19 protein-coding genes are annotated in these 23095 nt (G+C 62.7%); 5 read left to right on the top strand and 14 right to left on the bottom strand.

Annotation, left to right across the window (positions count from 1 at the left end; genetic code table 11):
* Positions 1 to 68 precede the first annotated feature (68 nt).
* The 7 genes from NKH35_RS12085 to NKH35_RS12055 form a co-directional block, all read right to left on the bottom strand.
* A complete protein-coding gene (locus tag NKH35_RS12085; protein WP_023681650.1) occupies positions 69 to 290 on the bottom strand; it encodes a twin-arginine translocase TatA/TatE family subunit in 222 nt (73 codons plus the stop codon).
* A gap of 180 nt (positions 291 to 470) precedes the next feature.
* Positions 471 to 1238: an SMC-Scp complex subunit ScpB gene (gene scpB, locus NKH35_RS12080; protein ID WP_352914654.1), complete on the bottom strand. Its 768-nt coding sequence runs from the start codon at positions 1236 to 1238 to the stop codon at positions 471 to 473.
* Positions 1235 to 2035, bottom strand: a complete 801-nt coding sequence (locus NKH35_RS12075) for a segregation and condensation protein A (RefSeq protein ID WP_023667690.1) — start codon at positions 2033 to 2035, stop codon at positions 1235 to 1237. Before NKH35_RS12075 ends, scpB begins: the two co-directional genes overlap by 4 nt.
* Before the next feature lie 174 nt (positions 2036 to 2209).
* Positions 2210 to 3229: a beta-N-acetylhexosaminidase gene (nagZ, locus tag NKH35_RS12070; protein ID WP_352914652.1), complete on the bottom strand. Its 1020-nt coding sequence runs from the start codon at positions 3227 to 3229 to the stop codon at positions 2210 to 2212.
* 133 nt (positions 3230 to 3362) lie between these two features.
* On the bottom strand, positions 3363 to 6761 hold the full coding sequence (locus NKH35_RS12065; RefSeq protein WP_352914650.1) for an SPOR domain-containing protein: 3399 nt from the start codon (positions 6759 to 6761) through the stop codon (positions 3363 to 3365).
* Positions 6762 to 6864: 103 nt separating this feature from the next.
* Entirely contained in the window at positions 6865 to 8628 is a 1764-nt protein-coding gene (gene argS / locus NKH35_RS12060) for an arginine--tRNA ligase (RefSeq protein ID WP_023681655.1), read from the bottom strand.
* 62 nt (positions 8629 to 8690) lie between these two features.
* A complete protein-coding gene (locus NKH35_RS12055) occupies positions 8691 to 9905 on the bottom strand; it encodes a deoxyguanosinetriphosphate triphosphohydrolase (RefSeq protein WP_023688214.1) in 1215 nt (404 codons plus the stop codon).
* A gap of 76 nt (positions 9906 to 9981) precedes the next feature.
* On the opposite strand from NKH35_RS12055, the gene erpA reads away from it, so the two are divergent.
* From erpA to NKH35_RS12035, 4 genes are all read left to right on the top strand, one after another.
* The gene (gene erpA / locus NKH35_RS12050; protein WP_031199080.1) at positions 9982 to 10329 is read left to right on the top strand and encodes an iron-sulfur cluster insertion protein ErpA; all 348 of its coding nucleotides are present in this window, start codon (positions 9982 to 9984) and stop codon (positions 10327 to 10329) included.
* A 4-nt stretch (positions 10330 to 10333) separates the two neighbouring features.
* Complete coding sequence (locus tag NKH35_RS12045) at positions 10334 to 10726, top strand: VOC family protein (protein ID WP_023691101.1); 393 nt, start codon at positions 10334 to 10336, stop codon at positions 10724 to 10726.
* An 8-nt stretch (positions 10727 to 10734) separates the two neighbouring features.
* Entirely contained in the window at positions 10735 to 11529 is a 795-nt protein-coding gene (gene xth, locus NKH35_RS12040; RefSeq protein ID WP_023667698.1) for an exodeoxyribonuclease III, read from the top strand.
* A gap of 116 nt (positions 11530 to 11645) precedes the next feature.
* Positions 11646 to 11900, top strand: a complete 255-nt coding sequence (locus NKH35_RS12035) for a hypothetical protein (RefSeq protein WP_245260192.1) — start codon at positions 11646 to 11648, stop codon at positions 11898 to 11900.
* Positions 11901 to 12100: 200 nt separating this feature from the next.
* Here the strand turns inward: NKH35_RS12035 and NKH35_RS12030 are convergent, their stop codons facing one another.
* From NKH35_RS12030 to NKH35_RS12020, 3 genes are all read right to left on the bottom strand, one after another.
* The gene (locus tag NKH35_RS12030; protein WP_023667701.1) at positions 12101 to 12925 is read right to left on the bottom strand and encodes a tetratricopeptide repeat protein; all 825 of its coding nucleotides are present in this window, start codon (positions 12923 to 12925) and stop codon (positions 12101 to 12103) included.
* Positions 12912 to 14636, bottom strand: coding sequence for a dihydroxy-acid dehydratase (gene ilvD, locus NKH35_RS12025; protein WP_023733697.1), 1725 nt, complete (start codon positions 14634 to 14636; stop codon positions 12912 to 12914). Before ilvD ends, NKH35_RS12030 begins: the two co-directional genes overlap by 14 nt.
* Positions 14637 to 14927: 291 nt before the next feature.
* Complete coding sequence (locus tag NKH35_RS12020; RefSeq protein ID WP_023667703.1) at positions 14928 to 16148, bottom strand: OmpP1/FadL family transporter; 1221 nt, start codon at positions 16146 to 16148, stop codon at positions 14928 to 14930.
* On the opposite strand from NKH35_RS12020, the gene NKH35_RS12015 reads away from it, so the two are divergent.
* On the top strand, positions 16147 to 16557 hold the full coding sequence (locus tag NKH35_RS12015) for a hypothetical protein (protein WP_156933165.1): 411 nt from the start codon (positions 16147 to 16149) through the stop codon (positions 16555 to 16557). The genes NKH35_RS12020 and NKH35_RS12015 overlap by 2 nt on opposite strands.
* On the opposite strand, the gene NKH35_RS12010 is transcribed toward NKH35_RS12015, so the two are convergent.
* From NKH35_RS12010 to NKH35_RS11995, 4 genes are all read right to left on the bottom strand, one after another.
* On the bottom strand, positions 16506 to 19289 hold the full coding sequence (locus NKH35_RS12010; RefSeq protein ID WP_352914645.1) for a valine--tRNA ligase: 2784 nt from the start codon (positions 19287 to 19289) through the stop codon (positions 16506 to 16508). The two genes, NKH35_RS12015 and NKH35_RS12010, sit on opposite strands and share 52 nt — an antisense overlap.
* 268 nt (positions 19290 to 19557) lie before the next feature.
* Complete coding sequence (locus NKH35_RS12005) at positions 19558 to 20454, bottom strand: PopZ family protein (protein ID WP_352914643.1); 897 nt, start codon at positions 20452 to 20454, stop codon at positions 19558 to 19560.
* 330 nt (positions 20455 to 20784) lie between these two features.
* A complete protein-coding gene (locus NKH35_RS12000) occupies positions 20785 to 22170 on the bottom strand; it encodes a TolC family outer membrane protein (protein ID WP_023691095.1) in 1386 nt (461 codons plus the stop codon).
* Between the two features lie 185 nt (positions 22171 to 22355).
* On the bottom strand, positions 22356 to 23030 hold the full coding sequence (locus NKH35_RS11995) for a protein-L-isoaspartate O-methyltransferase family protein (protein ID WP_023667707.1): 675 nt from the start codon (positions 23028 to 23030) through the stop codon (positions 22356 to 22358).
* Positions 23031 to 23095 lie beyond the last annotated feature (65 nt).

Here is a 23095-nt window from a genome sequence, read left to right as displayed (position 1 = left end):
GTGCTTGTCGCTCAAAAGTGCGAAGCGGTTTTGGGACAACGACTTGCACAAAAGCAACAACCTTCGGCTCAGCTCTTGCTGGCCTTTTCCTTCACTGCCGAAACGGTCTCGTCCGGGCGGTGCTCGACGGTGCGCTTGTCTTCGGCGGTATCGTCGTCGGCCATGCCCTTCTTGAAGCTCTTGATGCCCTTGGCCATGTCGCCCATCAGCTCGGGTATCTTGCCGCGGCCGAACACCAGCAGCACGATCACCAGCACGATCATCCAGTGCCAAATCGAAAATGAACCCATTGTAACTCTCTCTCGAATGTTTTCCCTGGCGATGATCTATGCGTTTTCGCGTTGGGATTCAAACACAACAGCGACAAAGTTTATGAAGGCGTGGCTTATGTCACGCATTTTCGGCAAAGCTGCCCGCTACCAATCGGCGCATCTACCGCAGCAATGCAGCTTTTTGACAGCGGCTTGCGGTCAATCTTCCGTGACGCGCGGCGTCAGCAGGCCGAGTTCCTCGAGATCGATGTCGGTCAACGCATCCTCGTCCTCGGTCAGCGCGTCCGGATCGGCCGGCGGCAACGGGATGGCGAAATTCGACGGCATGCGGCCGGAGAGCAGCCCTGCCCCCTTCAGTTCGTCCATCCCGGGAAGATCGCGGATCTCCTCCAGTGCGAAATGGTCGAGGAAAGTGTCTGTCGTGCCGTAGGTGACGGGACGGCCGGGCGTGCGGCGGCGGCCGCGCATGCGCACCCATTCCGTTTCGAGCAGCGTATCCAGCGTGCCCTTCGAGGTCTCGACGCCTCTGATGTCCTCGATCTCGGCGCGCGTCACCGGCTGGTGGTATGCGATGATCGCCAGCACTTCGAGCGCCGCGCGCGACAGCTTGCGCTGCTGCAGCGTGTCGCGGCTCATCAGGAAGGCGAGATCGCCGGCGGTACGGAACGCCCAGGCATCGCCGACCCGGACCAGATTGACGCCGCGCCGCGCATAGATCTGCTGCAGCTCAGCCATGGCAGCGGCTATGCTGATGCCGTCGGGCAATCTGGCTGCGAGCTGCTTTTCGCTGACCGGCTCGGCGCTGGCGAACACGATCGCCTCGGCCATGCGTATGGCTTCGGCCATATGCAGCCGTTCGCCAGGATTCAGAAGCAGGGTATCAGTCGGATCCTGGGCGACAATGCCCTCCTCGGTCTCTTCTTCGACCTTGAACGGAATGACCGAAGCGTTGGCGCGTTCGCTCATGATGCCACCTCGACTGCCTTGATTGGCTGCGCGCGGCCGCGCAGATAGAGCGGCGCGAACACCTGGTCCTGCCGCATCTCGATGCTGCCTTCGCGCACCAGTTCCAGCGACGCCGCAAACGAGCTGGCAATCGCGGTACGCCGTTCGTCCGGGCTGGTCAGGTAATTGATCAGATAGCTGTCCAGCGCCGTCCAGTCGCGCAGCGAGCCGATCAGCCGGGTCAGGATATCGCGCGCATCCTTGAGCGACCACACGCCACGCCGGGCAATTGTCACATTGGTGATCGCCTGTTTCTGGCGCTGCTGCGCATAGGCGGTGAGCAAATCGTAGAGCGAGGCCGAATAGGCGTTACGCTTCTCGACGATGACCATTTCAGGCATCCCGCGTGCAAACACGTCGCGGCCGAGCCGGTTGCGGTTGACCAGCCTTGCCGAGGCGTCGCGCATGGCCTCCAGACGCTTCAGCCGGAACTGCAGCACCGCGGCCAGTTCCTCGCCGCTTTCGCCTTCCTCGCCGGGCTGCTTGGGGATGAGGAGCTTCGACTTGAGGAAGGCCAGCCACGCCGCCATCACCAGGTAGTCGGCGGCAAGCTCAAGCCTCAGCGCCCTCGCCGTCTCGACGAAGGTCAGATATTGCTCGACCAGCGCCAAGATGGAAATCCGCGACAGATCGACCTTTTGGTTGCGGGCGAGATGCAGCAAGAGGTCGAGCGGACCTTCGAACCCGGCGACGTCGACGACCAGCGACGGGTCGCCGGTGACCCGTGAATCGTCGTTCTCGGCCCACAGACGGTCCATCGGTGCGGCCTTCGCAGCCTTGCTGTCCAATGTCTCCGCCACTTGTTCCTTTACCTCTGGTTAGAGCATGATGCCGAAAAGTGTGAAGCGGTTTTCGGACGACATCATGCTCTCTCTATCTAATTTAGAGACGGATTCAGATTTCAGGTCGAACAGACCTGAAATCATCCGTCTCTAGGCCACCGCATCGAAATAGGTGGCAAACTCGGCGCGTATCTCGGTTTCGTCGGCCCGGTCGCGATCCCTTATATAGGTCAGCGCCCGGTTGGCGCGCTCCAGCGACGTCCCTTCAAGTCCCGTGGTTCGCGATGCGATGCCTGCCATCTCCTCGAAAACGCCATTGCAGTGAAGGACCAGATCGCAGCCCGCCGCAAGGATCGAGGCCGCCTTTGTCGGGAAATCCCCAGAAAGTGCCTTCATCGAGGTGTCGTCGCTCATCAACAGCCCGTCGAAGCCGATCTCGCGGCGGATGATCTCGTCGATGACCTTGCCTGAGGTGGTCGCTGGGTTGTTCGGATCGATGGCGCTGTAGACGACATGCGCCGTCATCGCCATCGGCAGATGGCTAAGCTCGCGGAAAGGGGCGAAATCATGCCGCTGCAGGTCGCTCAGCGAGGCGTCGACCACAGGCAGCTCGAAATGCGTGTCGGCGAAGGCGCGTCCATGGCCCGGAATATGCTTCATGACCGGCAACACGCCGCCGGACATCAGCCCTTCCGCGGCGGCGCGGCCAAGTTCGATGACCGGGCGCGGCTCCTTGCCATAGGCGCGCGCGCCGATGACGTCGCTGGCGCCCTCGATCGGCACGTCCAGCACCGGCAGGCAATCGGCCGAGATACCGTAGCGCAACAGGTCGAACGCGTGCAGCCGCGCCATCAGCCAGGCAGCGCGGGTGCCGGCATCATGGTCCTTGCGCCACAATGCGCCGAGCGCGCCGCCGGCGGGATAGTTCGGCGCCAGCGGCGGCCGCAGGCGCTGCACCCGGCCACCTTCCTGGTCGATGAACACCAGCGCATCGGACCGCCCGATACAGTCGCGCATTTCGGCGACCAGATCGCGGATCTGCTCCGTTTCGCCGATATTGCGCGCAAACAGGATGAAGCCCCACGGGCATTCATTGCGATAGAAACGGATTTCTTCGCGGGTCAGCGATTTCCCGGCACAGCCGAGGATCATGGATTTTGATTCGGTCATTCCACCAGTTTAGGGCTTCGCGCCGGCAAAGGGAATCTCCCCGGACGGCAAGCGCCTCAACCTCTCGCCCATCCACATGAAAAAGCCGGCGCGACCCTTGGGAACGCACCGGCTCTGATAATTGGATCCGGCCTTACCGCGACACGAAGCAGTTGCCGCCGGCAGCCTTGTAGCTGGTGCACAGATTGATCGCATCGTTGCGCGATTGCGCAGGCACCCGGACACGGTAGAAGGTGCCCTTGCCGGCGATCTCCGCCTTGACGATGTTGGCGGTGCGACCGGCGAGCACATTTCCATAGCGGCGCTGCAGGTCGGCGTAGTTGGCCTGGGCGCTTTCGACCGTCGGCTGCGAAGCGATCTGCATCGACCACGAACCGCCCGATGTCGAAGCCGTCGCCGGGATGGAGGCAACCTGGTCGGGCTTGACCTCGCCGACCACGTCGACCGGCTGGTCGGACGGGCGCTGCGGCGCTACGGCAACCGTCTGCGGCGTGTTGGCGGACTGGGTCTCAGCCTTCGGCGTGGCCGCCGGCTTCACCGGCTTGACCGGCTTGGCGGTCTCGGCACTTGCCTCGTCGCTATTTGCCTGATCGGCAGGCGCCACGGTGCCGGTCTGCTCGGCATCGGCCGAAGGGGCGACGTGCTGCGGCGCCGGGTCAAGCGGCTCAGTCGCCGCAACCTGCGGCGCGGCCGGCGTCGAGTCCTCGCGTGCCACCAACGAGCCGTCGGGCTTGACCACCATGGTCCGCACCTTGCGCGGGGCAACGGCGACCGTATCGGGGTTCTTGTCGGCTTCCTGCAGCACCTGAGCGATGCGGTCCTCGGACTTTGGCGCCGGCGCGACAGCCGCGTCGGGGTTGACGGCAGCTTCGGGGTTGACGGCAGCTTCGGGGTTGCCGGCAGCGTTGGGGCCTGGGGCAGTATCGTCGGGCGACAGATCGACGACGCGGCTTTCAGGCTCCTGCGCCTTCACATCGACCGGCTCTTCGGTGTTGGTGACCAGCTTCTCCTGAACCGGCTCGGCCGGCTTGGTGCCCTTGGCGACCGCATCATAAACCTTGTTGTCCTGGTTCGGCACCACGGCGCCGCCCGGATTTTCGGGCTTGACCTTGATCGGCCTGTTGTCGGCTTTGACAATGACCGGCGCATCGCTGCCGCCCTTTCCGCCGAACGACAAGGCGAAGGCGCCAAGGCCGCCGGCAATCGCAACCGCAGCAACGACCCCCGCGACCAGCAGGCCGCTCCTGCGCGGCCGTGCGGCTTCCAGCGCGGCGAGGCCCGGCACCGCCATTGCCTCGTCCAGATCCGGATCGTAGTCGAGTTCGTCGACCGCGAAATCGTCGGCCTGCGAAACCGGCTGGCTGCCGGGCAGATCGTCCATGTCGAAGCCGCCGGCGGCATCGGCGTGGTGAGCTTGCGTGGCTGCAAGCACTTCGGCTGGCCGCGCCGCATAGGCGCGCTGGTCGAGCTCGTGGCCCGAACTGAAGCCGGAACTGTAGGAATCGTCATCATAGCCGGCACTGCGTGCGGCAGTGGGCGGCGCCACTTCCACCGCGTTCATCTCGTTGAGCATGCCGGCGAATTCGGCGTCGATGTCGTCATAGGCGGCCGGCTCGTCTTGCTCGAAGCTGAGTTCTGGAATGTCGAGGTCGTCGGCAATCGCCACCACACGCTCCGGCACATCGACCGTCTCGACATCCGGCATCTCGTCATAGGCCTGAGGCGGCGCCTGGCGCGATGGCGTCGGCGCCACATAGGCAGCAGCTGCAACCGGCTGGTCGCGATAGCTTGGCGCTGCCGCCGGCGGCATGGACGGCTTTTCTGCAAAAGAAGGTTGCGGCTGCGCTGCAAAGGAAGGCTGGGCCGGGGTGGGAGTCACGCGGCTCCACGAACGCGCCGGCTCCGGCGGCGTCGAGCGCCAATCGCCAGCGACCGGTGCTGCCGTGTCATTACCGAGATCGATGCCCTTGGCGAGCGCCGCATCGAAGGCATGATCATCGAACTCGATCTCGGGCTCATGGCCCTCGAGTTCGCCGGCAAGCAGATCGTCGAAATCGGCATCGTCCGCCCGGGCCTCCTGAGGAGCCGGCGCGTGTTCGTCCAGGTCCCAGTCGAGATTATCGACCGGAGCGACCGGCGTTGCGACGGACCGCTGCACCGGGGCAACCGGCTCATAAGTCCTGGCGGGCTCGATGGCGGCAGCCCTGGTGGGCTCGGTGACGACCGGAATCGGCGCGACTGGCGCCGGGCGTGGTGTGGTCATGGCGCCAAGCAGCGCGTTGAGTTCATCTTCCAACGTCCGTTCGTCAGCGACCGGAGCGGCCGGGGTCGCCATATTGGTAGGCGCCACATAGGCTGGTGCGACCGGAGTTGGCTGAACCGGAGTGGGTGCGATCTCGGCAACCGGCTCGTGATCGGCAAGCGCATCATCGATGCTCAGATCGAAATCGTCGAATGCTTCGTGCGCAGTCTCATGAGAGGGGCTGGCCTCCACAGTCCAGGCCGGCGTCTCGTTCACTTCCGGCGCATCCATCTCAACCGGCGCGCTGGCCTGCAGATCGCTGACATCCAGATCGCGCTCTTCCGGATCCTCGGCCTCAACAGGCTGAGCCTCGAAAGCCTGAGGCTCGAAATGCTCGGCCGCAAAATCCTGGGCTGCAAAATCCTGGGCCGCAAAGTCCATGTCGACATCGGCCATCGCGTCATCGAAATGACCCGCAAAATCCTCGTCGGCAACAGTGTGGTCGGCGACTCCGACGACCGGCGCCTCGGCTACTGGCGCGGCATACTGGTCCTGCGCCGGCGCAGGACCGTCCAGCGTCAGCTCGTCTTCCAGCGACATCGAGACGGCATTGTCGAAATCATCGTCGAACGCGACATCGTCGGCGGGCGCAGCAGCAACCTGGGCTACATCTGCGGCATGGGCGACGGTCGCATCGTCATCGAGCAGCAACCCCTGCTCGAGCGAAGCGGCAAGCTCGTCATCAATCGGCAGGTCGTCTTCGAGCGGCGATACGTTTTCCAGTGAACTGGCCACGGCATTGTCGAAATCGTCATCGAATGCAGCTTCGTCGAATGCGGGCTCGGCAAACCAAGGTTCGGCAACCGAGGGTTCAACGGGAGCAGCCGCAGCCTGCGGGGCAGCGCCGAAATCCAGATCGGCGGCATCGTCGAAGACGAAATCATATTCCAGCGAAGCAGCCAGCGCATCGTCCATCGCGGCATCGGTGGTTTCGAAAGCCGGCTCGCGAATCTCGGCAGCAGGTTCGTAGGGCTCAGCGGCAGGCTGGTGAACCTCGGGAGCTGGCTGGCTGGCCTCCATGGAACCGACTTCATCGCCGAATTCGCCCATCAACTCCTTCTCGAGGTCGATGTCGAAATCGCCCTCGTCCGCAGCCGTCTCGACGGCTGGCGCCTGCGGCTTGACCGGCTGGCGCGGATCGAAACCCATGATCCTGGTCAGTTCAGCGAACGGATCATCTTCGGCGATGTCGTTGTTGTCGGCTACTCTCAGCTGGGTTCTGTCTGCCATTATTGTTCCCGAACTCGCACTCATTCGGACGCCATGGACGTCGCGTAGGGTTGGCCCTTACCAGCGCAATGTGGGCAAATGGTGACAGGTGTTTTAGTTAAACCTAACGCATCTCAGTGGGCGCATCAGCCCCAATCAGCGTCAGGCCGGAGGTCAAAACATCCGAAACAGCCTGCACCAGCCCTAGTCTGGCATGAGTCAATTGTCGGTCGTTAACCTTAACAAAACGTAAGTCGGCATTCTCGGTGCCCCGATTCCAGTGTCCATGGAAGCTGGAAGCCAGATCGTAGAGGTAGAATGCCAGCCGGTGCGGCTCCAGCGCAAGGGCCGCAGATTCGACCAGCCGGGGATATTCAGCCAGCTTCCGGATCAGGCCGATCTCGCCCTCGTCGGTGAGCGACGCCGAGGCCGCGGCCAGGCTGTTGCGGTCGAAATTGGCCTCGCCCAGTTGCTCGCTCGCCTGCCGGAACACCGAATGACAGCGCGCCGAAGCGTACTGCACGTAGAACACGGGATTGTCCTTGGACTGTTCGGTGACCTTGGCGAAATCGAAGTCGAGCGGCGCGTCGCTCTTGCGGTAGAGCATCATGAAGCGGATCGCATCGCGGCCCACCTCCTCCACCGCTTCGCGCAAGGTCACGAAGTCGCCCGACCGCTTCGACATCCGAACCGGTTCGCCATCGCGAAACAGCTTCACCAGATTGCACAGCAGCACCGTGAGTTGCAGCTTCAGATCATCGCCTGCAATCGCCCGCGCCAGCGCTTCCAGCCGCTTGACGTAGCCGCCATGGTCGGCGCCCAGCACATAGATCAGGCCGACGAAACCGCGGTCGACCTTGTCCTTGAGATAGGCGACGTCGGCGGCGAAATAGGTGAACGAGCCGTCGGACTTGACCAGCGCCCTGTCCATGTCGTCGCCGACCGCCGTCGAGCGAAACAGCGTCTGCTCGCGGTCTTCCCAGTCGTCCGGCTTCTCGCCCTTGGGCGGCGGTAGCTTGCCCTTGTAGATATGGCCTTTCAGCGTCAGATCGTTGATCGCCGAGCGGATTTTTTTGGCATTGTCGGCATGCAGCGTGCGCTCGGAGAAGAAAACGTCGTGATGCACATTGAGCAACGCCAGATCCTCGCGGATCATCACCATCATGGCGTCGATCGTGCGGTCCTTGACGATTGCCAGCGACTCATCGTCGGGCATCTGCAAGAGCTTGCGGCCAAATTCGGCAGCCAGCGCCTGACCGACCGGCACAAGGTAATCGCCGGGATAGAGGCCGGCCGGTATCTCGCCAATGTCGTCGCCCAGCGCTTCGCGGTAGCGCAGGAAGGCCGAACGCCCGAGCACGTCGATCTGCGCGCCGGCGTCGTTGATGATGTATTCCTTGGTGACGTCATAGCCGGCGAAGGCCATCAGATTGGCGAGCGTGTCGCCGACAACCGCGCCCCGGCAATGGCCGACATGCATCGGCCCGGTCGGATTGGCCGAGACATATTCGACATTGGTCTTCTTGCCGCCACCAATGGTCGAGCGGCCGTAGTTTTGCCCCTCGCCGAGCACCGCGGTCAGATGTGCCTGCCAGAAAGCGTCCTTGAGCCGGAGATTGACGAAGCCGGGACCGGCGACGTCGGCTTCGGCAACATCGGCGTCGCTGCGCAGCACTTCCACCAGCCGCTCGGCCAGCGCCCGCGGGTTGTGCCCTGTCGGCTTGGCCAGTACCATCGCCGCATTGGTGGCGAGATCGCCATGGCTGGCGTCGCGCGGCGGCTCGACGGCGATGCGCGACAGGTCGGGCGAAACGCCATTACTGTCTTTCAAATCAAGCGCTTCGACGGCTTTTGTGATTCGCGCGCTGAAATCGGCGAAGATGTTCATGGGTCTTGCTCTGGCGGACTGTGCAGGGGAACCGGCTCATTGGCCGGCAAATCGCGCCCGCCCTAGCTTAAATCGGGCGTATGGTCAAACAGACGGCGGTGTTCCTTCAAGGCGTAGGTATCCGTCATCCCCGCGAGGAAATCGGCGACGCTGCGCGCCTTGATGCGGTCCTCCGCCCGGTCGAGCCCCTCCCGCCAGCCGTCCGGCATGGCGCGCGGATCGGCGTAATAGACATCGAACAGGTCGCGCACGATCTGCTCGGCCTGAGTGCGCACGCGCATCACCTCGTCATGCCGGTAGAGATGCTTGTAGAGAAAGGTCTTCAATTCCTTCTCGGTCGCCGCCACGTCAGCGGAAAAGGTCACCATCGTTTCGCCCGCCGCCCGCACCGCTTCGGCGCTGTCAGGCTTGATGCGCTCAAGATTGGCGGTGGTGGAAACAATGACGTCCTCGACCATCATCGTGATCTGCCGGCGCATCAGCTCATGGCCGGTGCGCACATCGTCCAGGCCCGGATAGCGCGCGCGCACGCTTGCCAGGATCGATCCCGGCAGCGCCACCGTTTCCAGCATGTCCAAGGTCAGGAAGCCGGAGCGCAGGCCGTCGTCGATGTCATGGGTGTTGTAGGCGATATCGTCGGCGATCGCAGCACATTGCGCCTCGATGCCGGCGAAATGGTCGAGTTCGAGGTCGTGCAGCTCGGAATAGTCGCGGATCGCCTGCGGCACCGGGCCTTTGAGCCCTTTTCCCTTGGCATCTGTCAGCGGCCCATTGTGCTTGACCAGCCCTTCCAGCGTTTCCCAGGTCAGGTTTAGCCCGTCGAACTCGGCATAGCGCCGCTCCAGCCGCGTCACCACGCGCAGCGACTGCGCATTGTGGTCGAAGCCGCCCCATTGGGCCATCCGCTCGTTCAGCGCGTCCTCGCCGGTATGGCCGAACGGCGTGTGACCGAAATCGTGCACCAAGGCGACCGCCTCGGCCAGATCCTCGTCGCCGCGCAGCGCTCGCGCCAGAGCCCGCGCAATCTGCGCCACCTCGATCGAATGCGTCAGCCGGGTGCGATAGTGGTCGCCTTCATGGGCGACGAACACCTGCGTCTTGTGCTTCAGGCGGCGGAAGGCAGTCGAATGAATGATACGGTCGCGGTCGCGCTGGAATGGCGTGCGAGTCGGGCTCTCGACCTCGTCATAGAGCCGCCCGCGCGACCTGGCTGGGTCGCTGGCATAGGCCGCGCGCGGCCGATAGCCGAACCCAATGTCGCCAAGCTCATTTGTCATGGCTGATGCCGCCGCAGTTGACTTGCCCCTTCCCGCTTCATACCTATCATGTGAAACTGAAAGCAAGGTGACGCCCATGGGCGCTGATGCCAAGACTGCCATGAAAGTCGAGATGACCGAGTCCGCCGCCAGGCGGATCGCGAAAATCGTCTCTGGCGAGGCCGGCAAGACGGCGCTGCGCGTCTCCGTAGAGGGCGGCGGCTGCTCCGGCTTTTCCTACAAGTTCGACCTGGTCAATACGCGCAACGACGACGACGTCGCCATCGAAAAGGACGGCGCCACCGTGCTGATCGACGATTTGTCGCTGGTCTATATGGGCGGCTCGGTGATCGACTTCGTCGACGATCTGATGGGCCAATCGTTCCAGATCCGCAACCCCAATGCAGTCGCCTCCTGCGGCTGCGGCACCAGTTTCTCCATCTAGGCAGATGTCCGGCGTCGGCGCGGTCCGTCAGGTCGCACTGTCGGCCGGGCGCGATCTCGACGTGACGCTGGCCTTCTGGCGCGATGTGCTCGGCCTCAACGTTCACGCCCGCTACGATCCGCCGGGCATCGCCTTCATCATGGCCGGTGATATCAGGTTGCTGTTCACCGATGGCGTTCCGGCCGGCACCGTCTATCTCGATATAGCCGGGCTCGAAGCCTTCCACGCCGAGGCGAAAGCGTCCGGCGTTCCCTTCACCGCACCGCCGGCGCTCGTCCACAACGACACCGAAGGCACGTTCGGAACGGCGGGGGAAAGCGAGTGGATGGCCTTTCTAAAGGACCCGGCAGGCAATACGATCGGGCTTGTCGAACGTCTTTCGCCCGAACATCCCTGAGGCCGCCCATGAAAATCGTTACCTGGAACATAAACGGCATTCGCGCCCGCATCGGCAACCTCACCCACTGGCTGAGCGAAAGCCAGCCCGACATCGTCTGCCTGCAGGAGATCAAGTCGGTCGACGAGCAGTTCCCGCGCGCCGAGATCGAGGCGCTTGGCTACAACGTGGAAACCCATGGCCAGAAGGGCTTTAACGGCGTCGCCCTACTGTCGAAACTTCCGTTCGACGAGGTTATCAGAGGCCTGCCCGGTGATGACGCCGACGAGCAGGCGCGCTTCATCGAGGGCGTGTTCTCGACCGACCAGGGCGCGCTACGCGTCGCCTCGCTCTATCTGCCCAACGGCAATCCCATCGATGACGAGAAGAAATTTCCTTACAAGCTGGCCTGGATGGAGCGGCTGCATCGCTGGGCCGAGCAGCGGCTGCTTCTGGAGGAGGCGCTGGTGCTGGCCGGCGACTACAATGTCATCCCCGAGCCGGTCGATGCGCGCTTCCCCGAGAACTGGCTTGGCGATGCGCTGTTCCAGCCGCAGACCCGGCAGGCCTTCCGGCGACTGAAGAATCTCGGCTTTACCGAGGCGGTGCGCGCCGTCACCGATGCCGCCGACGTCTACACCTTCTGGGATTACCAGGCCGGCGCCTGGCAGAAGAACAACGGCATCCGCATCGACCATCTGCTGTTGTCACCCGAAGCGGCCAACCGCTTTTCCTCGGCCTCGATCGAAAAGCATGTGCGCGCCTGGGAAAAGCCTTCCGACCACGTGCCGGTGGCGATCGATCTGGCGCTGCTGCCGGCTTGATATCAGCCGAAACCCTGATGTCGCCACAATCGCGCCATTCAGTCAGAGATCAGCATGGCGGCTGGGGTTCCATGGCACTACGATTCCTCCTTTGTCCAATCGGCCTGGCATTTGCCATGGCCTCCCCTGCAGCGGCACTTGCCGACCAGCAGTGCCTGGCCAATGGCAAGTCCTACCAGGTCGGCCAGGTCACCTGCCTGACGGTTTCAGACAAGAGCCATATGGCCCGCTGCGACCTGGTGCTCAACAACACCTCATGGACCAAGATCGGCGACAGCTGCCCCGACAGCACGATGAAGCCGCATCTGCACGTCACGCCGATCTCGATGCCGGTACACAGAGCGGCGCCGGCGGAACTCACCGAGAACTGATGGATGTGAGCTAATCTCCCCCCTTGAGGGGGAGATGGCCGGCAAGCCAGAGGGGGGCGCGAAGAAACGCGACCTTTCGGTCAAACAAGCTCACCCTCTCAGTCCAACCCGGGCAAACTTTAGTCAACTGAAATGCCAGCGGGACAGCGCCCCCCTCTGCCCTGCCGGGCATCTCCCCCTCAAGGGGGAGATTGGCAATTTCACTGGTCGCCGCCGCCCTTGGTCAGGATGTCGTCGGCAAGCGAAATGGCAGTGCGACGGTCGGCTTCGCCGGCGGCGGCAAATGCCTCTTCCTGCATGCCGCGGATCCACGGCTGGTCGCTCGGCGAGGCGCGTTCGAGCGCGGCGGTCATCATGGCCAGCCCGCGCACGATCTTGCCGCTCTGGAACAGAAGATTGCCGAGCGTCGCCTGGGCGCCGGCATGGCCTTTTTCGGCGGCGAGCTGGAACCAGCGGCCGGCCTGCTTGACGCTGGCCTTGACGCCGCCCTCGCCCTTCAAAAACATCTGGCCCATCTCGAACTGAGCGTTCGGGTTGCGGTAATTGGCGGCCGCGCGCATGTAATATTCCTGCGCCGCGACCTCGTTTTCCTCGACCGGGCTGCCGGGGATGCCTGTCCGGAGATAGTCGCCCAGCGCCACCAGCGCGTCGGAGACATAGCTTTCCTCCGGCGATCCCGGCTCGACATCCTGATCGACGATCTCGGAGAAGAATTTGAAGGCCGCATAGTCGTCGCGCGTCACGCCGTCGCCTTCGGCGTACATGCGCGCGAGCTTCCAGGTGGCGCCGATCTGGCCGTTCTCGGCGGCGTATTTATAGGCCTCGACCGCCTGTTCCTTATGGCCGCTCTTGTAGGCGGAGAAGCCGAACTGGAACACGGCCCATGGGCTCGATTGCGGCTTCACGCCGGTCTTGTCGTCGAACACCTTGTCGTCGAAGGCCATGGCCTGGCCCACGGCGCCAAAGATCGCAACAGCGACCAGTGCCGGAAGGACAGACGACCTCAACAACTCAGATATCCGCATAGCAATGTGTTTCTTTGGCACCGCCCGGATGGGTGACCGCGCCGTGGCGGGCAGGCCCTACCGTCTGTGCGTATTTCCAGATCGCGCCCGACTGATAGTCGGTCGTGCGCGCCTTCCAGGCCTTCGCCCTCGTTGCCAGTTCAGCCTCGGACAGGTCGACCTCGATCGTGCCTTTGGTTGCGTCGATCGAGATCACGTCGCCATCCTTCAACAGTCCGATCGGGCCGCCAACGGCAGCTTCTGGCCCGACATGGCCGATGCAGAAACCGCGCGTTGCGCCCGAAAAGCGGCCGTCGGTGATGAGGGCTACCTTGCCGCCCATGCCCTGGCCGTAGAGAGCCGCCGTCGTCGACAGCATCTCGCGCATGCCCGGGCCGCCACGCGGACCTTCATAGCGGATGACGAGAACCTCGCCTTCCCGGTAGTTGCGGTGCGTGACCGCCTCGAAACATTCCTCTTCCGAATCGAAACAACGTGCCGGGCCTGAGAATTTCAGCTCCGTCATGCCTGCGACCTTCACGATCGCGCCTTCGGGGGCAAGGTTGCCCTTCAAGCCCACGACACCGCCGGTTTGGGTGATTGGTCGGTTGGCGGGACGGACCACATCCTGGCTATCATTCCAGGCAACATGCTCCATGTTTTCGGCCAAAGTACGGCCAGTCACGGTCATGCAGTCGCCATGGAGATAGCCGTGGTCGAGCAGCGTCTTCATCAACAGCGGAATGCCGCCGGCCTCGAACATGTCCTTGGCGACATATTTGCCGCCCGGCTTGAGGTCGGCGATGTAGGGCGTCTTCTCGAAAATCGCGGCAACGTCGAACAGGTCGAACTTGATGCCTGCCTCATGCGCGATCGCCGGCAGGTGCAAAGCCGCATTGGTCGAGCCGCCGGTGGCCGAAACCACGGTCGCCGCGTTCTCCAGCGCCTTCAGCGTGACGATGTCGCGCGGCCGGATGTTCTTCGCGACAAGCTCCATGATCTTTTCGCCAGAGGCGAAATTGAAGCGGTCGCGCATCTCGTAGGGCGCCGGCGCGCCGCAGGAATAGGGCAGCGCCAAGCCAATCGCCTCGGCGACGGTGGCCATGGTGTTGGCGGTGAACTGGGCACCGCAGGAGCCGGCCGAAGGACAGGCGACCTGTTCGATCTCGAGCAGCTCGGCGTCGCTGATCGTGCCGACCGAATGCTGGCCGACAGCCTCGAACACATCCTGCACGGTGATCTGGCGGCCGCGATAGCTGCCGGGCAGGATCGAGCCGCCATAGATGAAGATCGACGGCACGTTGAGCCGCACCATGGCCATCATCATGCCGGGCAGCGACTTGTCACAGCCGGCAAGGCCGACCAATGCATCGTAGCAATGGCCGCGCATGGTGAGTTCGACCGAATCGGCGATGACATCGCGCGACACCAGCGACGACTTCATGCCCTGGTGACCCATCGCGATGCCGTCGGTGACAGTGATTGTGCAGAATTCGCGCGGCGTGCCGTTGGCTGCGGCGACGCCCTTCTTGACCACTTGCGCCTGGCGCATCAGCGAGATGTTGCAAGGCGCCGCTTCGTTCCAGCAGGAGGCGACGCCGACCAGCGGCTGTGCGATCTCGGCGGCAGACAGGCCCATGGCATAGAGATACGAACGGTGCGGCGCACGCGCCGGACCGACGGTCACATGGCGGCTCGGCAGCTTGGCCTTGGAAATGACTCTGGCGTCCATACTCTTCCTTGCCGCGGGCGGTGCGGCCTGCCCCATCGCCGAGCCTTCTGGCGCGTGTCCCGAGACAAATTCGAGGTGCGCCGGGTTTATGGCGGGAAATGGGCAATTTGGTCTGGCGGAGTTGTAGCGCGGGGGTTGTTCAGAAACTGTTGCCAAAACGTCACAATCGCGAGAGGCGACGCCAGTGCGGCGATCTGCAACGCTGGCGCGCCCGCCAGCGCAGGGCCAACTCTGTCCGAAAAACGTAAAAGGCCGGGCAACGCCCGGCCTTTTACCTGTATTTTCAGAAGCTTAGAACCTAATTTTAACACCGCCCGAAATGGCCGTGATCAGATCGTTGCCAAAGTCGTAGGTTGCGTCTGCACCAACGACTTTGCCGTTCTCGCCAATCATTATGCCGGAGTGACCGCTGGTCAGCACGCCGATTGCACCGCCCAACCGAACCTCGATGTTGGGCTGTGGCGTATAAGCGACGCCGCCACCCAGCGTCCAGGTATCGGACTGCGAACCATAGCCATGCGAGGTGCCGCGATCCCAGGAAATCTGGGCCGCACCGCTCCACTGATCGTTGAACTTGTGGCCGACGCCACCTGAAACGGTCCAGCCGTCGCGATACATCAGGTCAAGCGAGGTGACCTCTCCCGGACCATTGGTGTAGCAAAGTGACGATGGAGCAATCGTCGGGCAGATCGGAACGCTCTGCAGCACACTCCAGTTCACCCACTTGATCGAACCGAAGGCTAGCCATCCTGGAGCGATACCCGACTGCAATTTCAACTCCACGGTATCAGGCATGTACTGCGTTGAGCCGTAGATCGGGATAACGCCTTGGCCGACACTGGTGAGATCGAGTTCACCTGAGAGATTGTCGAGCTTGACTTTCGAATTGTAGACGAGGCTCGCGCGCAACGCGATGTCGGGGATTTCGTAGGCAACGCCGGCGCGCCAGCCCCAGCCGTTAGCCTCCAGATCGACACGACCTGTCAATACCGGGAAAACGCTTACCAAGCTTTCTTTGAAGCCCCCTATGTCCTGGTAAAACAACCCGCCGATAAAACGAAGCTGGCCCTTACCAGCATCAAATTTATATGAGCATGTACCGGCGTAGTTGTTGCTTTTGATATCGGTTTCCGTGTTGGAAAGCGCACCGTTCCATATACCAGGTGCTGTATGCGCACCCCAAGGCTGCGAATAGTCGACCATGCAGTCGACGCCCTGCACAACCTGAACCTTCATTCCTATGTGCGGTATCCAGTAACCCTCGGCTCCGTCGGCCGTCGTGCCAAGACCTAGGTTGGCGCCGTTCGGACCGGCCGCATTCTTGAACTTGCGATCCGGCATGACATAGGTCGCTTCAGCTTCCGTCGCAAACGGCGCTGGGTCGAAAAGCAGGTCGATGTCGTAGCCACCACGCTCCAGACCGCCGGCACGCGCCGGATGCATCGCGGAACCAATCAAAGCCAGCGAAAAACACCCCGCCCCCAGCAGTGTTTTCAAACGCAAATTGTTCATGGATGTCCTCCCCGAAATACAGTGCATCAAGCTAGAACCAATTCGGGTTAACGGTGCAACAATGAATTCACATAGCGTACATGTACACTCTTGCGGACCGCATTTCGAACACAGTGGCGGCTTGGCCGGCAGGTTCGAAAATGACCATTTGGGCGGCAGACTGGGGAACAAATCAGAAAAAACCGCTCAAAACGGCACCAAAACCGGCTATTTTGCCGGCATTCGGCCCCATTGTTACATTATGGCAACAATGGGGTCGAAACTTTCCGTTTACGTCAATATTAACGCAACGGAACGCCTATTTTTCGAGCAAAAGAACCTTCGCGAAGCGCTGCAAGCGTCTCGCGAATCCGGCGCTCAACCGGCGTCGCGCACCCTGGTCAGCGCCACCGAAAGCTTCTCCTGCTGATCACGGTATTCCGCGAGTTTTTCGCGCTCGGCTGCGACGATCTCTTCCGGCGCGCTGGCGACGAATCTCTCGTTGGACAGCTTCTTGTGCAACCGCGCGATCTCCTCGGTCACCTTGGCCAGTTCCTTCTGCAGCCGCGCCGCCTCGGCGGAGAGATCGATCAGGCTGCCGAGCGGCAGGCAGATCGTCGCCTCGTTGAGCACGATCTGGGCCGAGCCCTTGGGTGCGGCGTCCTGCAGCGAGATGTCGCCGGCCCGCGCCAGCCGCTGGATGGCGGAAGAATGGCGTTCCAGCCTCTGGTGGGTCTCGGCCCTGGCGCCGACCACCACCAGCGGCGCGATCGCCGCCGGCGGCACGTTCATTTCCGAGCGCACCGAGCGGATGCCGGAGACCAGATCGACCAGCCAATTGATGTCGGCGGCGGCGTCTGCGTCCTCGAAATCGGGTGATGGCCAGGCGGCGTGGCAAAGCAGCGTACCACGCGTCCTGCCCTCGCCTGCCGTCTGCGCCCACAATTCCTCGGTCATGAACGGCATCATCGGGTGCAGCAGCTTGTAGATCTCGTCGAGCACGAAAGCGACGCAGGCGCGGCTTTCGGCCTTGGCCGCTTCGTCGGAGCCCATGAACACCGGCTTCAAGAGTTCCAGATACCAGTCGCAGAAGAGGTTCCAGACGAAACGGTAGGCAGCGCCCGCCGCTTCGTTGAAGCGGTAAGAGGTGATGCCCTCGGTGATCGCGTGCGACGCCCTGGTCAGCTCGGTCAGGATCCAGCGGTTGACCGGCAGCCTGGCGTCGTTCAGCCAGAAATCATCATTGCGCGCGACCTCGTTCATCTCGGCAAAGCGTGTCGCGTTCCACAGCTTGGTACCGAAATTGCGGTAGCCGGCGATGCGCGCCGGATCGAGCTTCACGTCGCGCCCCTGCGCCGCCATCACCGTCAGCGTGAAGCGCAGTGCATCGGCGCCAAACTCGTCGATGAGGTCGAGCGGATCGATGACGTTGCCTTTCGACTTCGACATCTTCTGCCCGTTCTTGTCGCGCACCAGCGCATGCACATAGACGGTGTGGAACGGCTCCTCGTGCATGAGATGCAGGCCCATCATCATCATCCGGGCGACCCAGAAGAAGATGATGTCGAAACCGGTCACCAGCACGTCGGTCTGGTAATAGGTCTTCAGCTCCGGCGTGTGATCCGGCCAGCCCAGTGTCGAGAACGGCCACAGTGCGGACGAGAACCAGGTGTCGAGCACGTCCTCGTCGCGGCTCAGGATTTCGCCCGGCTTGAAGGTCTCGAGCTTGTCCTCGACCCAGGCCTTCCACGGGCCTTCCAGCGCCAGATAATATTCAATCGCGGCGCCCAGCGCCTCTTCCTCGGTCTTCTCGACGAAGACGCGGCCGTCCGGCCCGTACCAGGCCGGGATCTGATGACCCCACCACAGCTGGCGTGAAATACACCAAGGCTGGATGTTCTCCATCCAGTCGAAATAGGTCTTCTCCCAGTTCTTCGGCACGAAGTTGGTACGGCCTTCACGCACCGATGCGATCGCCGGCTTGGCGAGTTCCGCGGCGTTTGCATACCACTGCTCGGTCAGAAACGGCTCGATCGGCACGCCGCCGCGGTCGCCATGCGGCACGGCGTGGCGATGCGGCTCGATCTTGTCGAGGAAGCCGCCGGTCTCCATCAGCTCGACGATTTTCTTGCGCGCGACGAAACGGTCGAGACCGTCGAGCTCGTCCCAGACGGCCTGACGCTCCGGCGTCACGTCGAGCCCGGCGAGAAAATCCTCATTATCCCTGAGCGTTATTGCCGCCTCGATGGTCAGGATGTTGATCGCCGGCAGCTTGTGGCGCTTGCCGACCTCGAAATCGTTGAAGTCGTGCGCCGGCGTGATCTTGACCGCGCCGGAACCCTTTTCCGGGTCGGAATACTCGTCAGCCACAACCGGGATTTTCCGGCCGACGATCGGCAGCACGACATTTTTCCCGACCAGATGCCGGTAGCGCTCGTCGTCCGGGTGCACGGCAACCGCCGTATCCCCCAGCATCGTCTCGGGCCGTGTCGTCGCCACGGTAATGAAGGTCGCCGAATTTTCCGGATCGAAAGTCTCGCCTTCGATCGGATAGCGGAAGTGCCAGAGATTGCCGTTGATCTCCTGGGGCTCGACCTCCAGGTCGGAGATCGCCGTCAACAGCTTCGGGTCCCAGTTCACAAGGCGCTTGTCCTTGTAGATCAGCCCTTCCTTGTAGAGGCTGACGAATACTTCGAGCACGGCCTTGGACAGGCCTTCATCCATGGTAAAACGTTCGCGCGACCAGTCCGCCGAGGCGCCGAGCCGCTTCAGCTGGTTGAAGATGGCGCCGCCGGACTCGGCCTTCCACTCCCAGACCTTGTCGATGAACTGTTCGCGGGTGAGATCGCGGCGATGTATCTGCTTTTCCATCAGCTGGCGTTCGACCACCATCTGCGTGGCGATGCCGGCATGGTCCATGCCCGGCTGCCACAGCACGTTCTTGCCGCGCATGCGCTCAAAGCGCACGAGTATATCCTGCAGCGTGTTGTTGAGTGCGTGGCCCATATGCAGCGAGCCGGTGACGTTGGGCGGCGGGATGACGATGGTAAAGGCCTCGGCCCCCTCTTCCGCACCTGCGCCGGCGCGAAATGCGTCCGCCTCTTCCCAGATTTTGGCGATCCTGGGCTCGACGGTCTTGGCGTCGTAGGTCTTTTCAAGCATGGGAAAGTGGTCCGCGCGGTCGGGAGTTTTGCTGACCCGGTGTAAATCGGAAGGTTTTGGCCAAGTCAACCGCGAGGGCGGCCTCAGTCCTTCAACGCAATAGGCGGGGCCCTGGTCATTTCAACGGGAAGGCCATACCCGTCACCTTCATCGTCAGCGATCCCGACGGCAACCTGATCGCGTTCGCGACATCGGCCGGAAGCTGAGATGGAGCGAGAAAGCACGGCCTGAAGGCGGCGCCTTAATCCGGAACGGGCTGTGGTGATGCCTACTGCGCGCCGCGCGCGACGCGCTCGATTTCTTCGCGTACCAGGCGCTCGACCAGCGTCGGCAGGTTGTTGTCCAGCCAATCCTGCAGCATCGGCCGCAGCATCTCCTCGGCCATCTCGTCGAAGGTCTTCTTGCTGCGGCTGGCGAAGGCGTCGGAGAGCTCGCCGAAGGCGGCTGCGACCTGCCGTCCCGTATGTTCCGAAACGATCGCCGGACGGGCCGGGGTTGTATCGGCCGGGCGCGCGTGCTCGCCGCTCGAAGGACGAGGCTCGAAAGCCGGCTCGGCAGCGAGATCGTCTTCGAAAGCCTCGACCTCCGCGATTGCTGCCTGCCGATTTTCAGCCTCCGGCTGCCTGATCTCCGGCTGCCTGATCTCGGGCCGCCGTACTGTGTCAGCCGGTTTTGCCTGATTGCCAACGGCCGCGATTTCGCGGCGCCAATCGGTGACGATCGAGTCGGTGGTTTCCGTCTTTGCCCGCACTGCAGCTTCTGCCCCGACGGCGGGAGCAGGTTCACTGGCTATCCTGGCGCTCACTTCCGCCAGGGTCATCGGAGCATGCGCGGGTGGCGCGGCGGTCGTGGCATTTGCCGCAATGGCCGGCTTCACTGGCGACGGCTCGGAGCGCGGCTCCAGCCGCGCAACCACCGGCTCGGCCAGTTGGGCCTGCACCTCGGCCAGCGTCACCGGCTTCTTGCTTTCGGTCGAGCTGTGCAATTCGCTGCGGAAGGCCTCGACATCCGAAACAGGCCCGGCGGCCGGCACAAGGTCCTGGCGCAACTCATCCGCGTCGCCCGGCAGCTTGCGGCCTGTGTCGCTGTCTTCGATGATCCTCCTGATGGAAGCCAGTATTTCTTCCATGGAAGGTTCGCGCTGTGCGCTGCTTGCCGTCGCCATCGTCACATCCGCCGCCCCCGCGCATGATCCCGAAAATCGATCTTCGATTTTCGAAGAGGATCAGGCGCAAAATCAAAGTTCTACAGCCTCCTTTGCGCATCCATCGGACGCGTGGCGCTGCAGTGACCCGTTCCTGGATTCCTGTCCGGCAAAGCCGGATACGAATCATGGCGACAGCGTAGCCGACGGATCGCCATCCGAGAATCCCCAATCTCGGAAGACGCCGGATTTCAACAATTTAGGCTACAAAAGACAAACGCCGCGCATCCTTGGGAAGCGCGGCGCTACGATACTTTCAATCTTGGCGGGATTTGAACCGCTCAGTCGCGATCAACGACCGTCCGGCGTACGCAGCCCGATCCATTTGTCCTTGACGGCTCTGTAGTGCTCTTCAGGCTTGTACTTCACCACATTCAACGCCAGGCGATCGGCCGACAGGCGGCCCATGGCCGACAGGATGGCGTAGCTCGCTACAACCACATCGCGCTCGGAGCTGGCGAGGTCGATCTTTGCCGAGATGACGGCGTTCTGGGCATTCAACACGTCGAGCGTGGTGCGCTGTCCGACATTGCGCTCCTCGATGACGCCGTTGAGCGCCAACTGTGCGGCCGCGATCACCTGCCGATTAGCGTCGACGCTTTCACGCGCTGCGATGTATTGCGTCCATGCCGAGGTCACGGCCTGGCGCACCGAGTCACGGCTGACATCCACCTCGATGCGAGCCTGGCTGAGCGATTCCTTCGACTGACGAACGAGTGCGGAGGTACGGCCGCCCGAATAGATCGGAACGGTCAGCGTCGCGCCGACGGTGGCGGCATTGGAATCGCCGTCCGAATCCCCCGCGCCAGGTACGGTATTTTGATAGACATGGGAAAGGCCGGCACTGGCAGTCAACTGCGGCAGCAACGCACCCTCCTGCGTCTTTACATCAAATCCGGCTGCATCGACGGAATGTAGGGCGGCCAGGATGGCCGGATGCTCGTTCGATGCAATGCCGATCGCCGCCTCGAGACTCCTCGGCAACAGCTTCGCCAACGGCGACGCGGCCTTGAGCTTGCCCGGCTCGTCACCGACGATCTGATGATAGGTTGCCGCACTGGCCAGAGCCTGCGCACGGGCAGCACTCAATTGCGCCACCGCGGCCGAACGCGACGCGTCGGCCTGCGCCACATCGGTGCGCGTGCCCTCGCCGACCTCGAAGCGCGAGCGTGCCGCGCGCGCCTGCTCGGTCAGGAACTGCAGATTCTGTTCGGTCAGCACCGCCACCTGGCGGTCGCGAATCACGTCCATATAGGCGCTCGCCGCGTTGAACAGCGTGTTCTCTTCGGTGTTGCGCAGGCCCTCGACCGAGGCCCTCACCTGTGCAGCGGCCGACGCGACCCTGTTCTTGGTCTGGAAGCCGTCGAACAGCGTCTGATCAATCCGAACGCCGAAGCTGCCGGTGGTCAATGCCAGGCTCGCGTTCCTGCCGTTCAGGTGCCTGGAGGTGTAATCGATATCAGCCGAACCAGTGATCACCGGGCGATAGCCCGACTTGGCGATCGCCACGCCCTCATCGGTGACGCGCACGCCGGCACGGGCCGAATTCAGCGAGGAATTGTTCTGGTAGGCCTTGGAAAGCGCGCCGAGAATGGTTTCCGCCGAGGCGGCTATCGGCGAAAGCGCTGTCGCGGAAATGAGGACAGTAACAAACAAACTCTTGGCTAAGGACGGCACTTTATATCCCTCATTCGTTTTGCACGGGAACCACGCCACGCCAGCCCATCCCTAGGGATCGGCCAGCGCCGCGTCGATGTATCGTTCCCCCGCTGACAGCCTCCCGAAACCCCGGTTAACCAATCAGCAACGATTGTTCAATCGCAAGCCAACATGACAGAGTCTTTGCTGCAAGGCAAAATCACTTAGAACTCGAAGGCATGAATGCGTTCAAATCCGGGTAGTGGCTTAATTGCCGCATTAAATGCCCGTCTTCCGGTTACAACCCCCCCTGCATTGAAAAAGAGCCGGGCTACGCCCGCATTGCCCTGCCCTTCCACAGCCACCAGCCGGCCGCCTTCGGCAAGCTGGTCAAGCAGCGCCGCAGGCACTTTCTCGACGCTGCCGCCGATGAGAATCACATTGTAGGGCGCCTTGGCGGCATGACCTTGCGGCAGTGGGCCGGTGACCACGGTGACGTTATCGCAGCCCTGCGCCGAAAGCGCCGCTTTGGCTGCTTCCGCCAGTGTGGTATCGCTTTCCAGCGCCACGACGGATTTGGCCAGCCTGGACAGCAGCGCCGCGGAATAACCGGTGCCGCAGCCGACATCGAGCACCGAATCGCCGGCGTCGATCTCGGCCAACTGCAAAAGCTTGGCCAGTGGCGACGGCTCCATGAGGTAGCGCGCACCGCTGCCATCGGCGCCGTCGGAGATGCGGATATCCTCGTCGATATAGGCGAGAGCCTGTTGGCCGGCCCCGACAAAGGCCTCGCGCGGCACGGCAAGCATGGCATCGAGCAATGCTGCGTCGGTCACATCGGTGGTGCGGACCTGGCCGTCGACCATCTTGACGCGAAGTTCGGAGAAATCAGCGCTCATGTCCCAACCAATCCGTCAAAAGCCAATGCGCTGAATGCGCTTGTCGCGCCGACACTGCGGCGCAT

This window comes from Mesorhizobium sp. M1143, assembly GCF_040318435.1.
Taxonomy (GTDB): Bacteria; Pseudomonadota; Alphaproteobacteria; order Rhizobiales; family Rhizobiaceae; genus Mesorhizobium.
This window is presented reverse-complemented; position numbering and strand designations above follow the sequence as displayed.

Bases quoted from the DNA above. Each gene is read 5' to 3' on its own strand.
- NKH35_RS12085 (WP_023681650.1), bottom strand. From the start codon at position 290: ATGGGTTCATTTTCGATTTGGCACTGGATGATCGTGCTGGTGATCGTG.
- scpB (WP_352914654.1), bottom strand. From the start codon at position 1,238: ATGAGCGAACGCGCCAACGCTTCGGTCATTCCGTTCAAGGTCGAAGAA.
- NKH35_RS12075 (WP_023667690.1), bottom strand. From the start codon at position 2,035: ATGGACCGTCTGTGGGCCGAGAACGACGATTCACGGGTCACCGGCGAC.
- nagZ (WP_352914652.1), bottom strand. From the start codon at position 3,229: ATGACCGAATCAAAATCCATGATCCTCGGCTGTGCCGGGAAATCGCTG.
- NKH35_RS12065 (WP_352914650.1), bottom strand. From the start codon at position 6,761: ATGGCAGACAGAACCCAGCTGAGAGTAGCCGACAACAACGACATCGCC.
- argS (WP_023681655.1), bottom strand. From the start codon at position 8,628: ATGAACATCTTCGCCGATTTCAGCGCGCGAATCACAAAAGCCGTCGAA.
- NKH35_RS12055 (WP_023688214.1), bottom strand. From the start codon at position 9,905: ATGACAAATGAGCTTGGCGACATTGGGTTCGGCTATCGGCCGCGCGCG.
- erpA (WP_031199080.1), top strand. From the start codon at position 9,982: ATGGGCGCTGATGCCAAGACTGCCATGAAAGTCGAGATGACCGAGTCC.
- NKH35_RS12045 (WP_023691101.1), top strand. From the start codon at position 10,334: ATGTCCGGCGTCGGCGCGGTCCGTCAGGTCGCACTGTCGGCCGGGCGC.
- xth (WP_023667698.1), top strand. From the start codon at position 10,735: ATGAAAATCGTTACCTGGAACATAAACGGCATTCGCGCCCGCATCGGC.
- NKH35_RS12035 (WP_245260192.1), top strand. From the start codon at position 11,646: ATGGCCTCCCCTGCAGCGGCACTTGCCGACCAGCAGTGCCTGGCCAAT.
- NKH35_RS12030 (WP_023667701.1), bottom strand. From the start codon at position 12,925: ATGCGGATATCTGAGTTGTTGAGGTCGTCTGTCCTTCCGGCACTGGTC.
- ilvD (WP_023733697.1), bottom strand. From the start codon at position 14,636: ATGGACGCCAGAGTCATTTCCAAGGCCAAGCTGCCGAGCCGCCATGTG.
- NKH35_RS12015 (WP_156933165.1), top strand. From the start codon at position 16,147: ATGGATGTCCTCCCCGAAATACAGTGCATCAAGCTAGAACCAATTCGG.
- NKH35_RS12020 (WP_023667703.1), bottom strand. From the start codon at position 16,148: ATGAACAATTTGCGTTTGAAAACACTGCTGGGGGCGGGGTGTTTTTCG.
- NKH35_RS12010 (WP_352914645.1), bottom strand. From the start codon at position 19,289: ATGCTTGAAAAGACCTACGACGCCAAGACCGTCGAGCCCAGGATCGCC.
- NKH35_RS12005 (WP_352914643.1), bottom strand. From the start codon at position 20,454: ATGGCGACGGCAAGCAGCGCACAGCGCGAACCTTCCATGGAAGAAATA.
- NKH35_RS11995 (WP_023667707.1), bottom strand. From the start codon at position 23,030: ATGAGCGCTGATTTCTCCGAACTTCGCGTCAAGATGGTCGACGGCCAG.